15 protein-coding genes are annotated in these 15,025 nt (G+C 64.1%); 4 read left to right on the top strand and 11 right to left on the bottom strand.

Features of this window, described 5'->3' with window-relative positions; all coding sequences use genetic code 11:
- Nucleotides 1–345: 345 nt before the first annotated feature.
- Nucleotides 346–999, bottom strand: a complete 654-nt coding sequence (locus CO660_RS04025) for a glutathione S-transferase family protein (protein WP_097597620.1) — start codon at nucleotides 997–999, stop codon at nucleotides 346–348.
- 161 nt (nucleotides 1,000–1,160) lie between these two features.
- Nucleotides 1,161–2,144 (bottom strand): phosphotransferase, encoded by a 984-nt coding sequence (locus CO660_RS04020; RefSeq protein WP_097597618.1) that lies wholly within the window; start codon nucleotides 2,142–2,144, stop codon nucleotides 1,161–1,163.
- A 902-nt stretch (nucleotides 2,145–3,046) separates the two neighbouring features.
- Here CO660_RS04020 and ppdK point away from each other — a divergent pair.
- Entirely contained in the window at nucleotides 3,047–5,713 is a 2,667-nt protein-coding gene (gene ppdK / locus CO660_RS04015) for a pyruvate, phosphate dikinase (RefSeq protein ID WP_097597616.1), read from the top strand.
- Nucleotides 5,714–5,732: 19 nt separating this feature from the next.
- Here the strand turns inward: ppdK and CO660_RS04010 are convergent, their stop codons facing one another.
- Nucleotides 5,733–6,008: a hypothetical protein gene (locus tag CO660_RS04010; RefSeq protein WP_097597614.1), complete on the bottom strand. Its 276-nt coding sequence runs from the start codon at nucleotides 6,006–6,008 to the stop codon at nucleotides 5,733–5,735.
- Nucleotides 6,009–6,220: 212 nt separating this feature from the next.
- Nucleotides 6,221–6,418: a hypothetical protein gene (locus tag CO660_RS04005; RefSeq protein WP_085777255.1), complete on the bottom strand. Its 198-nt coding sequence runs from the start codon at nucleotides 6,416–6,418 to the stop codon at nucleotides 6,221–6,223.
- Between the two features lie 104 nt (nucleotides 6,419–6,522).
- Here CO660_RS04005 and CO660_RS04000 point away from each other — a divergent pair, with 104 nt between their 5' ends.
- Nucleotides 6,523–6,768, top strand: a complete 246-nt coding sequence (locus CO660_RS04000) for a hypothetical protein (protein ID WP_097597612.1) — start codon at nucleotides 6,523–6,525, stop codon at nucleotides 6,766–6,768.
- 15 nt (nucleotides 6,769–6,783) lie between these two features.
- Here the strand turns inward: CO660_RS04000 and CO660_RS03995 are convergent, their stop codons facing one another.
- Nucleotides 6,784–7,170, bottom strand: a complete 387-nt coding sequence (locus CO660_RS03995) for a hypothetical protein (protein WP_097597610.1) — start codon at nucleotides 7,168–7,170, stop codon at nucleotides 6,784–6,786.
- A 334-nt stretch (nucleotides 7,171–7,504) separates the two neighbouring features.
- Here CO660_RS03995 and CO660_RS03990 point away from each other — a divergent pair, with 334 nt between their 5' ends.
- Complete coding sequence (locus CO660_RS03990) at nucleotides 7,505–8,413, top strand: DUF1499 domain-containing protein (protein ID WP_097597607.1); 909 nt, start codon at nucleotides 7,505–7,507, stop codon at nucleotides 8,411–8,413.
- A 579-nt stretch (nucleotides 8,414–8,992) separates the two neighbouring features.
- Here the strand turns inward: CO660_RS03990 and CO660_RS03985 are convergent.
- The 4 genes from CO660_RS03985 to CO660_RS03970 all read right to left on the bottom strand — a co-directional run bounded on the left by CO660_RS03985 (nucleotide 8,993) and on the right by CO660_RS03970 (nucleotide 12,143).
- Entirely contained in the window at nucleotides 8,993–9,673 is a 681-nt protein-coding gene (locus CO660_RS03985; RefSeq protein ID WP_097597605.1) for a redoxin domain-containing protein, read from the bottom strand.
- Nucleotides 9,674–9,787: 114 nt separating this feature from the next.
- On the bottom strand, nucleotides 9,788–10,786 hold the full coding sequence (locus tag CO660_RS03980; RefSeq protein WP_097597603.1) for a PHB depolymerase family esterase: 999 nt from the start codon (nucleotides 10,784–10,786) through the stop codon (nucleotides 9,788–9,790).
- Nucleotides 10,783–11,352 carry an NUDIX hydrolase gene (locus CO660_RS03975; RefSeq protein WP_348627630.1) on the bottom strand — a complete coding sequence of 190 codons (570 nt, stop codon included), beginning with the start codon at nucleotides 11,350–11,352 and terminating at the stop codon, nucleotides 10,783–10,785. The genes CO660_RS03980 and CO660_RS03975 overlap by 4 nt, the downstream gene beginning before the upstream one ends.
- Before the next feature lie 83 nt (nucleotides 11,353–11,435).
- Complete coding sequence (locus tag CO660_RS03970) at nucleotides 11,436–12,143, bottom strand: YafY family protein (protein WP_097597598.1); 708 nt, start codon at nucleotides 12,141–12,143, stop codon at nucleotides 11,436–11,438.
- Between the two features lie 89 nt (nucleotides 12,144–12,232).
- Here CO660_RS03970 and CO660_RS03965 point away from each other — a divergent pair, with 89 nt between their 5' ends.
- A complete protein-coding gene (locus CO660_RS03965) occupies nucleotides 12,233–12,631 on the top strand; it encodes a VOC family protein (RefSeq protein WP_097597596.1) in 399 nt (132 codons plus the stop codon).
- 225 nt (nucleotides 12,632–12,856) lie between these two features.
- On the opposite strand, the gene CO660_RS03960 is transcribed toward CO660_RS03965, so the two are convergent.
- Together CO660_RS03960 and CO660_RS03955 are read right to left on the bottom strand one after the other, a co-directional pair.
- Nucleotides 12,857–14,578, bottom strand: a complete 1,722-nt coding sequence (locus CO660_RS03960) for a DUF4166 domain-containing protein (protein ID WP_097597594.1) — start codon at nucleotides 14,576–14,578, stop codon at nucleotides 12,857–12,859.
- Nucleotides 14,575–15,024: a DCC1-like thiol-disulfide oxidoreductase family protein gene (locus CO660_RS03955; protein WP_097597592.1), complete on the bottom strand. Its 450-nt coding sequence runs from the start codon at nucleotides 15,022–15,024 to the stop codon at nucleotides 14,575–14,577. Before CO660_RS03955 ends, CO660_RS03960 begins: the two co-directional genes overlap by 4 nt.
- Nucleotide 15,025: the final 1 nt, after the last annotated feature.

Below are 15,025 nucleotides of genomic sequence, written 5' to 3'. Positions count from 1 at the left end.
CGCCGTTCACCCAGTGCCAGCCGCATGGATCCCAGGGTCAAGCCTTGGGATGACGGAGGAGGTGGTGCCCGTCGACGGAGGAGAGGTGGTGCCGGGGCGACGGACGAGAAACGGTACAAACTTGAGGGCGGAGGGGTGGTGCTGAGGCCCATGGGGCGCGCCTGGCGCGATGAAGCTACGGCAGGCGCGGCGGAGCAAGCTGCATCGCCGGTGCGTCTGGCAACAAAACCAACCACACTCTCCGTCATCCCAGGGCTTGACCCTGGGATCCATAACCGAGCAGGCGGCTTCTATTTCTCTGCGGTGCAACTCCTTCGCTGTTCACCGACCGGCCATGATCCCTGATCAGTCCGCCGCCGATGCGGCCTGGAAGACCGCGAGCTGCGCGGCAAAGGCGCGCTGATAGGCGGGTCGCGCCTCAGCGCGAGCGACATAGGCGGCAAGGCTGGGGTAATCCTCGAGTATGTTTGACGACTTCAGGCGCAGCAGCACCGACACCATCAGCAAGTCACCGGCGCTGAATGCGCCGTCCAGCCAGTCGGCATCGCCGAGGTGCGTGGAAAGGCTGTCCAGCCTTTTGCGGATGCTACCCTCGAGGGCACGCAGGCGCTGTTCGTACCAGGGTTCGTCGCGCTCCAGGATCCTGGCGAGGCTGTGCTCGAAGACCGGCGTCTCCACCGTATTGAGCGCGGCAAACATCCAGGCAATCGCCCGCGCCCGTCCATTGACGTCTTGCGGCAACAGGCCCCCATGACGCTCGGCGATATGCAGGACGATCGCGCCGGATTCGAACAATGTCAGATCGCCTTCCTCATAGGTCGGGATCTGGCCGAAAGGCTGGCGCGCCAGATGCGCCGGCTGCTTCATCGTCTCGAACGTGACGAGGCGAACCTCATAGGGCTGGCCCGCTTCCTCGAGCGCCCAGCGAACCCGCATGTCGCGCGCAAGGCCCCGGCCCCGATCGGGCGAACGTTCAAAGGCGGTGATGGTGATCGGCATCGTTTCCTCCATGGCTCGTTGTATTGAAGACGTGCGGCCAAACGGGAATCCGACATCTTCTATTCGCGATCGACCACGCCGGTCTTGCCGCTGCCGGAAACGCCTTCGATGAGATAGTTCCTGACGCCCATTTCCCCTACGGATTCATGGCGAGTCGTCCGTCAGAACAGGCGATCGCCGAAGCACTCTGCCTCCCAGGTCTTGAGAAAATCCGCCTGCCGCGCGATCCAGCCGACATCAGTGCTTCCCCATTCGTTCGCGCGACTGGCATATTCGCCCATGAGCCAGAAGTGGCGGACGATCACGAAGCGGAGAGCGGCTTCGAAATCGTCAGGCGTTATCGGCCGGATGGCGCGATAGCCGTTGATGAAGGCCGTCCACATCGGGGTCAAGCTCCGGCCAAAGGAAACCTTTGCCCAGAGGAAGACCGACAGATCATAAGCGAGATATCCCGGCCCGCCGTCGTCGAAGTCGAAAAAGACCGCTTCGCCTGCGTCATTGATGCGCGCGTTGAAGCCGTGACAGTCGCCGTGGCATTGGGTCCAGGTCAGATTTCTGAACGCGTCTATCGCCTTTGCGGTGCGCATGGCGATGCTTTCGAGGTCGCGAAGCACATCAGCGTCTTCGACCAGGCCGCTGTCGCGGATACGCGCCTGGGGGCGATGTAGCAGGTGTTCGAGGTCGAGCCGATAGAGCGCTCCCTCGGACGAGAACGTCTGCGCCGCATTGTGCAGCAGGGCAAGCGTCCTGCCGTTCGCCCGGGCATCGCCCGCATCTGCCGCGCCTGGCTCCCGGCCGGAAACTTCCCTGAACAGCACAGCCTCGCGCAGCCCCTCCGGCGCCTGTCCCTGCAGGAAGAAGGAGCCGTCTCGCGTCGGCATGGGCGCTGCGACCGGCACGCCTTCCTCCTGGAGATGCCTGAGGAAAGCCGTTTCGGTCCAGACGTCGGCCGGACCGCGGCTGCGGCGATGTGAAAGCCGGAACACATAGCGCTCGCCGATGCTGTCGATGACCAGATAACTGTCGTTGAGACCGCGATTGAGCAGGCGGCAGTCCACAGGTCCGGCGAGGCCGTAATGCCGATCGATGAACCGCCCGATCGTTTCGACCCCGGGGGTGGAATATTGCGGTTCAAAATCGAGCATCTGGACGTCCGGGGTGGCATCTGCGGAGGCCTGACAAGATAAGGTATTCTGCGATAGTTGCAACGCTTGATTGTGTCCGGTGTGCCGTCCGCCCAGGCGTCTATTGGATTCGTTCTGTGGCCGGAAAGCACTCGCGGAGCTTGGCCGAGCGGCCGTCTGATGGCCGGCACGCGCCGACCAGGACCCGCAGCTGAGGCCGGGGGAAGAACCGATCGGGTGCAATTTTCTCTCAATTGGCGATAAACACCAAAAAAGGTCGGCTGTCTTGCGTTCCCTACCCCATTTGGGTGATGCTCTTTTCTCTGACTTGCATTAGAAGTTGTTTCAACGCAACCTGATGACTTTGCTGAAGAGCGGGGCGGTCAAAGTTGCGGATTTGTCGAATTTGCGATGCGCTTTTCAGGTGGAGGGCAAGGACCTGGAAGCTGTTTGAGCAATCCCTGGAAATGCGAAGCGTCTCTTGAGGAGTTGCGGAAAACAAAGATCAGGGCGGGTCCATGAATCGCCCTGGGTTGAGGGACCCCCCGTCCGGTTTTCCTGGCCGGACGGAAACAAGGCTTTGCGGGACATTGTTGCAGTCCCGCAAAGCTTTTTTTTATGCCTTCTTCAGGCGGGGTTACATGGCTTTCGGCCGCCAGTGACTGTGAAAATATTGTGCGACGCAGCATTTTCGCCGCATTTGTCGATTTTCATTTCAACTCCAAGGCATTAAGCTGATTTCTCAGACGCTGGCGGTGTTTGTTAAACTTCTCCTTCGTCATGCTCGGGCCTGTCCCGAGCATCTGCAGCCAGTCGATATGGAGCAGATCCTCGGCACAAGGCCGAGGATGACGGCGAGGGGAGCAAGGACATGTCAGCAAACTGAGGGATCACGCTGATCCTTTTGTGGTGTTGGGGGGAAGATGGCCAAGTGGGTCTATAGGTTCGGCGACGGACAGGCTGAGGGTGGCGCGCGCGACCATGAGATTCTCGGCGGCAAAGGCGCCAACCTCGCTGAAATGTGCGCTCTCGGTCTTCCCGTCCCGCCGGGGCTGACGATCGTCAGCAGTGCCTGCAACACTTATTACACGAATGGCGGTCATATCGACGACCGGCTGAAGGCCGAGGTGCGCGCCGGCATAGCTGCGATCGAGGCCATCACCGGCCGCCATTTCGGATCCACCAGCCAGCCACTGCTGCTCTCCGTGCGCTCCGGCGCTCGCGTCTCCATGCCCGGCATGATGGACACGGTGCTGAACCTCGGCCTCAACGACGAGACGGTGCAGGCGCTCGGCCACGATGCCGGCGATGCGCGTTTTGCCTGGGACAGCTACCGCCGCTTCATCCAGATGTATGCCGACGTCGTCATGGGCCTCGGCAACGACGCCTTCGAGGAGATTCTCGAAGACGAGAAGGCCAAGCTCGGCCACGAACTCGATACCGAGCTCAGCGCCACCGAATGGCAGCATATCGTCTCGCTCTACAAGAGGCTGATCGAGGAGGAGCTCGATCGGGAATTCCCGCAGAATCCGGAAGTCCAGCTCTGGGGCGCGGTTGGCGCGGTCTTTTCCAGCTGGATGAGCGCGCGCGCCGTCACCTATCGCCAGCTGCACAATATCCCCGAAGGCTGGGGCACGGCGGTCAATATCCAGGCCATGGTCTTCGGGAATCTCGGCAATAGCTCGGCCACCGGCGTCGCCTTCACCCGCAACCCCTCGACCGGCGAGAAGGCGCTTTACGGCGAATTCCTCGTCAATGCGCAAGGGGAGGATGTCGTCGCCGGCATCCGCACGCCGCACAGCATCACCGAGGAGGGGCGGCTTTCCTCCGGCTCCGACAAGCCCTCTATGGAAAAGCTGATGCCGGAGGCCTTCCGCGAGCTCACCCGCATCTGCAGCGAGCTCGAGATGCATTACCGCGATATGCAGGATATCGAATTCACCATCGAGCGCGGCAAGCTGTGGATGCTGCAGACCCGCGCCGGCAAGCGGTCGACCCGGGCGGCGATGAAGATCGCCGTCGACATGGTCGACGAGAAAGTGATTACCGAGGAGGAGGCGGTGCTGCGCATCGAACCGTCGAGCCTCGATCAACTCCTGCATCCGACGATCGATCCGCGCGTCAACCGCCAGGTGATCGGCACCGGCCTGCCGGCCTCGCCGGGGGCTGCGACCGGCGCCATCGTCTTCACCGCGGAAGAGGCGGTGGAGGCGGAAGCCGAGGGCCGCAAGGTCATCCTGCTTAGGGTCGAGACCAGCCCGGAGGATATTCACGGCATGCATGCCGCCGAAGGCATCCTGACGACGCGCGGCGGCATGACCAGCCATGCGGCGGTCGTCGCCCGCGGCATGGGCATTCCCTGCGTCGTCGGCGCCGGCACCATGCGCATCGATCAACGCAACGAGCGGCTGCTCGGCATCGGCGTCACCCTGAAGAAGGGCGATGTCATCACCATCGACGGCTCGGCCGGCCAGGTGCTGAAGGGCGAGGTGCCGATGATCCAGCCGGAATTGTCGGGCGATTTCGGCCGCATCATGGGCTGGGCCGACCGGGCGCGGCGGATGACGGTGCGCACCAATGCCGATACGCCGGCCGATGCGCGCGCCGCCCGCTCCTTCGGCGCCGAAGGCATCGGCCTTTGCCGCACCGAACACATGTTCTTCGAGGGCGAGCGCATCCATGTCATGCGCGAGATGATCCTTGCCGAGGATGAGAAGGGCAGGCGGCTGGCGCTTGACAAGCTCCTGCCGATGCAGCGCTCCGATTTCACCGGCCTCTTCACTGTCATGCACGGCCTGCCGGTGACGATCCGCCTACTCGATCCGCCGCTGCACGAATTCCTGCCGAAGACCGACGACGAGGTGGCCGAGGTTGCCTTTGCCATGGGCATGGAGCCGCTTGTCCTGCGCCAGCGCGTCGATGCGCTGCACGAGTTCAACCCGATGCTCGGCCATCGCGGCTGCCGGCTGGCGATCTCCTATCCGGAGATCGTCGAGATGCAGGCCCGCGCCATCTTCGAGGCGGCCGTCGCCGCAGCCCAGGAGACCGGGGCGGCCGTCGTGCCTGAAATCATGGTGCCGCTCGTCGGCCTCCGTTCCGAGCTCGATTACGTCAAAGCCTGCATCGACGCCATCGCCGGCAATGTCATGGCCGAAGCCGGCATGAAGATCGATTATCTCGTCGGCACGATGATCGAACTGCCGCGCGCGGCGCTGCGCGCGCATGTGATCGCCGAGGCGGCCGAGTTCTTCTCCTTCGGCACTAACGACCTGACGCAGACCACTTTCGGCATCTCGCGCGACGATGCCTCCGCCTTCATCCCCACCTATCAGCGTAAGGGCATCATCGAGCACGATCCCTTCATCTCGCTCGATTTCGACGGGGTAGGGGAATTGATCAGCATTGCTGCCGAACGCGGCCGGCGCACCCGCAACGACATGAAGCTCGGCATCTGCGGCGAACACGGCGGCGACCCGGCCTCGATCCGCTTCTGCGAAACGATCGGCCTTGATTACGTCTCCTGCTCGCCGTTTCGCGTGCCGATCGCCAGATTGGCGGCGGCGCAGGCGGTCATTTCGGAAAACCGGTAAAACCGGGCGAGGCCTGCCGTCAGTGGTGATAGCGCCAGTGATCGCGGTAGACATAGGGCCCGTTCAGATCCCAGGCCATGCTGTGCATCAGCTCGGCACTCGCAGCCCGCGATTCGGCCCGCCGGTCGAGATCGATGCGCTGCAGGCAGGTGGCAAACCCATCCGTGCCGCGGCGGAAACCATAGCTCAGGCATCGCTGCTCATCCGCCGCCCGCCGCTCCTCCGGCGTCATCGTCTGGCAGGCGGAAAGGCCGGCGAGCGTGGCGAGAAGGGTGAGGAGAAGGGGGAGGCGCATCGGGTTGGTCCTTGCTTTTCCCTGAGGAAATGCCATTCGGGCGAGGCCGTCAAGCTGCCCCTCATCCGCCTGCCGGCACCTTCTCCCCGCGCGCGCGGGGAGAAGGGGATATGCCGCACTGTCTCGGCTCCCATCAACCTTTCGCGGGGCACGTCCCCTCGCCCCGTTTACGGGGAGAGGGTTAGGGTGAGGGGCAAATCACGGCAGCATCTTCACGCCGCCCCGGCCGGATCCCCGATCGGCAAGAGCGCCGGGTCGAGCGGCGGGTCTTGCGGGTTCTTGGTGTCGCCCGGGTCCTGGGCTGGCGTCAGCGGCGGTTTTTCCTGGGTGCGGTCGGGGACGCCCGGCGTCGGCGTCGGGCCGCGCGGTGTGTCAGTCGTCGGTGTCGGGATCGGGTCTCTGTTGGGCATGATCGCCTCCTTTTGAAAAAGGAACGGCAGCCCAGGCAGATGGTTCCACTTTCGCCGCCGGCGATTCCTCTGTATGAGGAGGCCGGAAAACACTGGAACCGAGCATGGCCATCCGCGATCGATTTTCGAAGAAACTGAACTGCCCGCAATGCGGCAATGCGGGTTTTGCCGAAGCCTCCGAGATCGACGATCCCAAGCGCAAGCATCCGGATTTCACGGTCGATCACCTGCCGCGCGGCTTCGGCGTGCAGCGGGCTTCCAACCACCAGGAAAGCTTCATGATCAAATGCGAATGCGGGCGCAAGTTTCCCTTCCGCAGCCTGGCGGAAGCCGCGGCCGAGCGGCGCTAGAAATCTCGGTCGCGCTCAGATCCGCTCCAGCACCTCGATGAAGGCATCGGCAAAGCGCACCAGATGGGCGGTCTCCTCGTCGGGCGCCTGCATGCGGATCTCGGTGCCGTTATGATTGAGCAGCGCCAGCACGACGCGCATGTTCTCGCCATCGGGAATGCGCAAGACGGCGATGCGCCGGCAATCCTCGATCAGGCCGGCGGCCGGCAGGTCGAACAGCAGTTCGCCGCCGGAACGGCCAGCTGCCTGGCGCACCGCCTCGCAGAAGCCGGCATCGCCACCGGCATAACCTTCGAGCGACAGTTCGAGCTCGACGAGCTCCATCGGCAGCGACGGTTCGGTGTGGTCGATCGCGCCAAGCGCAGACGCCTGCGGCCTTGCTGCTATCTCGGGTGAAATCATCCCGTCTCTCCTGTCCGTGACCTTGGAGATGAAACCGCGGCAGAATGGCCTTTTTTTGGCATATCAGCAAGGGCTTACGGATAGCCATTCCGCCTTCGCCGTGGATTCCGGCGGATATGCTTGCGACAACAGTTTCAAGTCAGCCGAATCTTGCCCCAGATCCGGATGATTTTAGGCCGGGCCGACCTAAAATCTGAATCCGGATCTAAATCAAAGAAATAGAGCAAGATGTCGTCCGAAAACCGCTTCACACTTTTCGGCATCATGCTCTAAACAGGTCTATGGCGATTTGCGTGGTTCATGGCGCGGCGCTGACGAGCAACCGGTAAGTTTGATGGCCATCCGCTACGACCGCCCCGTTTCCAGCGCCGCCCGCTTTTCGCGGCTGCTCGGGGCATTTTCGCTGGTTCTGGCGCTCGCCGTGCTGATCGCCCATCGCTTCGGCGGCCTCGCAACCCCCTATCTGGTGCTGCTTTTGATCTTTGCCGCCGGTTGCGCGCTGCTCGCTACGATGCTGGCCGCGCTCGGCCTGCGCAGCCTCTGGATGACGGGGGCGGAGGGCGGGCTCGCCGCGCTGGCGGCGCTGATCTATGCTGCCTTTCCGCTTGGTATCGGCGCTGTGGCCGCCGAACGCTACATCGGCCTGCCTGCGATCTACGACGTCTCCACCGATCCGGTCTCGGCACCGGAGTGGCTATCGCCGCCGAAATCCGACCAGATCTGGCTGAAGCGCAATCCGGTGGTGACGCCTGAAGATCGCGAGAAGCAGATGGAGGCCTATCCGGAACTGACCGGCCGGCGTTATGAGGGCGCGCTCGACCGCGTGCTGGAAGCGGTGCGCAAGGTTGCCAAACAGAGCGGCTTTACGATCGTCAGGAGCACCGGCACATCAGAGCCGGACCGCGATCTCGAGGACAGGCCGGCAAAGCCCGGCCCCGGCGACGACGCTGTGACCGATGCGCCGGGCATCATTCCGGTGCCGACGCCGCGCCCCTATGATGACGATGTCGCCAAGCTGATCCGCGGCGCCAACGGCGTGACGCTGCAGGCCACCACCCGCACGCTGATCCTCGGCCTGCGCTTCGATATGATCATCCGGCTGCGCGAAGAGGCCGAAACCACCTTCGTCGACATCCGCGTCGCCTCCCGCTACGGCCAGCACGACCTCGGCCTCAGCGCCGAAATCGCCGGCGATTATCTGAAGGCGCTCGACGCCGAACTTCTGGGGATTGCGGGTGGGTGAGCCGCGGTGCCGCCAGAGGCGGCTGCAATCGATCCAGTGAATCGATTGCAGCGGCGAACGCCCTGAGCGCAAGCGAAGGGCCGGGAGAGGGCGCGGCAGACGCGACCCCTGATCCGGTGGCGCAAAGCGCCAGCAATCGATCCAGTGAATCGATTGCAGCGGCGAACGCCCTGAGCCCAAGCGAAGGGCCGGGAGAGGGTGCGGCAGACGCGACCCTCTGATCCGGTGCCGCCAGAGGCGCCAGCAATCGATCCAGTGAATCGATTGCAGTTGCGAACGCCCTGAGCCCAAAGCGAAGGCCGGAATAGGCTGATATGCCGCAACCTGTCGATCCCCTCTTCTCCCCGAGGGGAGAAGGTGCCCGTAGGGCGGATGAGGGGGCCGGTCGCGCTGATCTTTCCAAACAGCTGCGCATCCTTCGAAAATTCTCGCCTAGGGTTGTGATGCGAGGATGTACCGTGTGGCCCCCTCATCCGCCTGCCGGCACCTTCTCCCCGAGGGGAGAAGGGGACGTGCCGCGAGCTCCGTTCCTTGCCCACGTGAATCGGGCCGCCAATCATCCGGCTACGCCCCTGCAACCTAGCGTCCAAGCTCACCCACGGCGGCGATGATCTCCGCTGCAGTTGGGAAAATGCAAAGGCTGCTGGGTCCGTCCAGCGCCTCGATTTGCGCCCAGGCAATGGTGCCGTTCTGATCGACCAGGAAGTGCCCGACGAGCTGGGTGGCGTGCTTGGCGAAGATCGCATGATCGGCTTCATCAAGCTCGAAGCGGTCCTTGGCGTTGAGCACCGTGTTGGCTTCCATCGGCTGGAGCGGTTCCGGGAACTCGCCTGTAGGGTTGATGCGCGCCGCCTGGAACTGCGCCATCGTCGCGCGATAAGGCCATTCGGGCTGCTCGCCGCTGCCATCGGGCAGGAACTCGGCATGCGGCACGCCGTAAGCGCGATGCGTGCGGCAGTCGGGATCGCATAAGAGCGTCACCGGCGTCGGACGGTGGCGGACATACAGGCGAGCGCGTTCCACCGGCGTGTTGATAACGGCCACGGTCTTCACCCCGGCGGCGCTGAGGATGGGCGCTATGCCGGCAAGCTGTTCGAGCTGGCGCCGGCAGAATGGGCAGTGCAGCCCGCGAAAGAAGCCGATCAGGAACGCGCGACCGCTCAAGTCGGCCAAGGAAACCGTTCCTTCGAAATTGGCCGTGGCGAGTTCGAACGCGGGCGCGGTGTTTCCGGGTTGCAGCGGGCGCTTCTGGTCTCCCATGGAAGAATTCCTTTCCCGGATCGTCTCAGGTGAAACGACCGGAATTGAATATAGCACTCGTTGCAAGAAGACCCAGCGCCCGGTGTTGAGATCGGCTGGAGTGGCCAGGCATGCTTACCGCCTCGGCAGACGCCACAGACGCATCAGTTCGATCGGAGCCGAGATCTCCGCTGCCAACACGAATGGGTCTGTCGCTCCTGAGGGGGCCGGCTTTCGACTCTTGACGGGAAGACCGTGCCCCATGCCATGGATCGAATAGAGCGATACGGGGCGGGCGCCTGCGACGTTCCAAGAGGACAACTCGCCCCAGGGCTTCTTCTCGACACGGACGCTGCTTCGATCGACAGCGTTCGCTTCAAGCCATTGATCGACGCAAGCCCTCGCATTTGCCGGGTTGACCGTGCGATCCGCAGTCCCCTGCCAGATGCTGATCGGCGGCCAGGACCGTTGGCGGGGGGAGATTTCGGCAATCCTTGCGCCCCAGCCATCCGCGGGCAGTGCCGCGCCGGACTTCATCGCATGGAGCGCCGACATTGCATCGCGCACGGCGCCAACCGGCATTCCGGCGACGATAGCGGCGCCTGCAAACATATCGGGATAGTTGGCGACCAATGAACCTGTCATCGCTCCGCCGGCAGAAAGGCCGACAATGTAAACGCGCGTGCGATCGGCTCGATATCGTTTGAGGGCATGGTCGATCATCTGCTTGATGGAAAGCACTTCGCCGCGATCGCGAGCGACCTCACTCGGACGGAACCAGTTGAAGCATTTCTGGGCATTGTTGGCGTGGGTCTGCTGCGGGTAAAGCACCACGAAGCCTCTCTCCCTGGCCAGCCTCGAGAAGCCGCTGGCGGCGTCCAGGCTTTCCGGCGTCTGCCGGCATCCATGAAGCACCACCACAAGGGCCGGCTTGCCTGGCAGATCGGCTGGCACGAAGGTCTTCATCACAAGCCTTCCGGGGTTGCTGCCAAATGCGGAGGTCGTCTGGAGCCTCGGTCGCTCCTGCCTGGATGGCTTGTGGCGAACCGGACTCCATGTCTTCTCCAGCAGACGTACGGCTCGCCGTCGCGTCTTCAACAATCTCGACAGCGATTTGGTGAAGCCGAGCTTCAAAGGGCCACGCCTTCAAGCCTGGAAAGCAGAGCCTTCAAGCAGGGCTGCGCCGCATCTCGGATCGCGATTTTTAAAGGGAACCATTTCTGTTTGCGCATGCCCTTCTCCGGGAAATCAGCTTGCGCCTCGACGACGTGCAGCAGGTGAACGGTGACATGGTAGTGATGCGGCGAGCTGTCTTTGTGGTAGCTGAATGAACCGAAGGCTGTCGCCTCCACGTCGCCGACGACGCCCGCTTCCTCGAAGGATTCCCGCCTCGCTGCTGCCGATGTCGTCTCGCCGGGGTCGAGATTGCCTTTCGGAACGCCCCATCGTCCATGCCGACGACTTCCCACGAGAAGGATGCGAAGCTGCCCGCTTCCGTTTCTTCGATAACAGATCGCACCCGCCTGCGGAACGTCGGTTGCGATTGTCGAGTTGGATTGATCGTCACCGTGGAGCATGGCTGTGTTCAATTTTTCCTGTCTTTCATCAGAGCTGTAGCATCGAACAGTGACAGTCTGCTCCGCGTTGAGTTGTTTCCTCTGGCAGCCGGAGTTCAAGTTGTCGTCCGAACCGACCGTCACAAGAAGCCCGCAATGCCGTCGTTGGTTCCGATCTTTTGCGAAAACCCGACAAGGCAGTGACGTCGCTCGTCGGCCGGAAGCAGTTACGGCAGCCCACCCGGCTTGCGCATTTCGGCATCGCGCCACTGCTGCCATTGCTGCCGCAACCGGCTCCTGGACATGCCGATGGATTCAGCGAGAATCTCGACCCTGAGGATCCGTTCGGTGCGGAAGTGGCGGAAGGCCTGTTTCGATTGGCACCAGGCAATCAGGAGGCTGTGCGCCTCGGCATAGCCGAGCAGCACGGGCCAGACGATGCGGCTGCTGACCGTCCCATCCGCCGCGCGATAATCGAGTTCAAGTTTGCGGCCTTCCCTGATCGCCGACCTCAGCGGCCGCGTGTCGATTGTCGCATCGCCGCCGATATCCTCCGGTCTGATGCCGACCGCCGGCTCGGCGATATAGGGAAGCAGGTCCGGCGGCATGACCGACGTGATCTTGGCCATGACATCGCCGGCGGCAGTGCGCATCGCCGCATCATTCAGCCTTGCCACCATCTGCACGCCGAGCACGACCGCCTCGATCTCCTCGGGCGTCAGCATCAGCGGCGGCATGTCGTATCGCGGATCGAGCACGTAGCCGAACCCCGCTTCGCCTTCGATCGGCAAACGCTGGGCAATCAGATGCGCGATGTCGCGATAGACGGTGCGCCTGGCGACCTCCAGTTCCTCCGCGAGCGCCGACGAGGTCACCGGGCGGCTCGACCGGCGAAGAATCTGGATGATCTGAAAAAGCCGCTCCGCTTTTCGCATGCCTGCTGACTCCTGCTGCCACAACGCTGTCAGCACGGCTGTGTGACAAAGGCAAGCCAAGAGATTGTCGCGCAGCCAGGGAAAACATCATGAAATTCGCATCCACCCGCCTGATCGCCGCTGATATCAACAGCATGGTGGCCTTTTATGAACTTGTGACGGGCCGCCCCGCCGAATGGCTTGCGCCCGTCTTCGCCGAGATCGTCACACCAGGCGCGGCGCTCGCCATCGGCAGCGCCGAAACGGTGGCTTTGTTCAGCGAGGGCAGCGCGGAGCCGGGGGCCAACCGCACGGCCATTCTCGAATTCATGGTCTCTGATGTCGATGCGGAATTCGCGCGGCTCAAGGACCGGGTCACCGTGGTGCACCCGCCCAAGGATCTGCCATGGGGCAATCGGACAGTGCAGTTTGCCGATCCCGAGGGCACCCGCGTCGCCCTCTATACGCCCGTCACCGAGGCCGCCAGACAGCGTTTCGCCGGCCATTGATCGGCTGCCTGCAAAATTGCCTCCAACGCACGGAGAACGCCGCGCGCCCCTCATCCGGCTGCCGCCACCTTCTCCCCGCGCGCGGGGCGAAGGGGACATGCCGCAACCTTTTTGTTCCCCACCAAACTCACGCGGGGCACGTCCCCTCGCCCCGTTTTACGGGGAGAGGGTTAGGGTGAGGGGCTGTCCCAGCACGAACGGGACAGCAGCGCTTGCCGCCACCCCTCACTCCAACACCAGCCACCCCGAATACCGCACCACCAGCCCTGTCAGTCGGCCGCCGATCTCCACATGGAAATGAAACCGCCCGTCGCGCTCCTCCTCGTAAGTATCGCCGCCCGGCGCCAGGAACAGCGGCAGCGGAATGCCGCAAAACCGCCAGCCGCGCACCACGAGCCTGAGCCGCTGCCCCTCCGGCACCAGCGCCAGCAGCACCCGGAACGGCCCGAACACCTCGACGAGCAGGTGGCGCTCGCGGCCGCTGCCCTCAGTCTGCCAGCTGCGGAAGGTCTTGCTGCCGAAAGACCGCGTCCAGATCTCCCTTTCGCCATCGGCGGCAAAGCGCACCGCCACCGGCACATCCTCGCCGGCGGCGGGAAAGCCGATGAGGCCGGCGATCAGCCTGGCGAGGAGCCCGCTGCCGCGCTCGATCCGCGCCCGGCCGGAGGCAAGCCGCGTGCCGCCCGCATGGATCGCCGCCAGCGCCGGCGGCAGCTTCTCCCAGGCGTCGCCGAGGATGCGCCGGTAGAGCGGCTGGGCCTCTTCCTGGTAATCCAGCCGGATGCCTGAGGCGATGGAGAACTGGCTGAAGGCCGCTTCGAAATCCGCAAGCGACAATTCGCCGGCCGCCGGCCGCGCGCCGCTTTGCGGCCGCTTGCCTTCGAGCAGCCGGCGCACGAGCAGCTCGACGCCGAGAACCGGAATGAACGGCCCGTCATCACCTTCGGCAATCAGAGACCAGTCAGCGGTCAGCCGCCGTCCCTCATGATCGAGGCCGCCCAGGCGCACGAACATGCCGCCGCGATGGGCGCCGACGGCGAAGCGATGGCTGGCCGCCTGCAGCGCCCGGGCGAACGGCGTGAGCGAGGGTAAGAGCCCGATCTCCACCAGCCGGGCCGCAAATCTCAAGAGCCGCTGCAGCGCCTGCGGCTCTGTGCCGACGCCGGTGAAGATGGATTGCAGGCCGGCAAAGCGGCCGGGCAGCAGCGTCAGGTCGGGCGCATCCACCAGCAGGAAAGTCCGGCTGGCGAGCGGCGCCACATCGGGCGGCGCGATCGTCACCCGCATCTCGTCGATCAGCCCGCGCCCCTTGGCCGGCTGCCCCTCGCGCAGCAGCGCCACCGGCCTGCCTGCATAACTTGCGATGGCTCTGACGACATTGAGGCCGATCCTGACATGCGCCGACGGGGCAATGCCGGCCGCCACGCTTTCGACGCGGGAGAAATGCGGCGCCATCGCCTCCAGCGCCGCGAAGGAGAGCGCCGGCAGGCTGCTGAGCCCGGAGAGCACGAAGGTGCCCTTCGACTTCGCCTCAGCATCGAGCCCGCCGATGCCGGCGACAAAGCCGCTGCTGTCGGCGAGATCGGCATAATCGATGCCGAGCTCGATGCAGGCCCGCACCACCTTGTAGCCATCGCCGGTGAAGCTCTGGAACGGCCCCGAGGCATCGACGACGAGATCGGGCCTCAGCCGCGTCAGCTGCTCCCGGAGGTCGCCGTCGCGATCGAAGGTCACCGCCTGCAGCCAGGCGCCGAGATCGTTGCTGCCGAGCCGCCCGGCGCCGCCTTTCGGCGAGCGGAGATCGAAGACGAAATCATCGGCCTTTTCGAGCGAGCGGCCGGCGATCAGCAGCCTGAGCCGCGGCTCCTCGCCGAGCAGCCGGGCGAGCCGGCCGCCGAAGGCGCCGTAGCCGCCGATGATCAGCAGGGAAAAGGTGCCGCCGCTCATGCGATGAAGCGGCTGCGCTGCTCCGGCGTCGGCACCATGCAGCTCTGGCGGCCGGCGATCTTCAGCCTGTTGCGGGCGATGAATTCATAAAGCGCGTCCGCCGCGCGCCGCGGCAAGAGCCGGAACAGCTTCACCAGCGAATAGGGAAAGCCGAGCCCCGCCACCATGCGGATCGAGCCGTCCGACTTGAAGAAGGCGCGGCCCTCTTCGATGAGGATATTGGTTTCGTAATCGCGGCAATCGAGCCCGTAATGCCTATAGAGCGCTTGCCCGAGCGGCGACTGCGCCGCGACGAAGCGGTAGCGCTGCCGCCTGTCGTGCTTCAGCGCGAATTTCACCCAGCCGGAGCAGAAGACGCATTCGCCATCGAAGACGATGAGCGGCCGGTCATCGGCAAAGGCCGGGACGGCGGGATCGGTGCGATAGCTGTAATCGGCGCGGCCCATG

It is taken from the genome of Rhizobium sp. L9, assembly GCF_002531885.1.
In the GTDB taxonomy this organism is placed as follows: domain Bacteria; phylum Pseudomonadota; class Alphaproteobacteria; order Rhizobiales; family Rhizobiaceae; genus Rhizobium.
The sequence above is the reverse complement of the archived record's forward strand: the minus strand, read 5'-3'. Positions and strand labels throughout refer to the sequence as shown.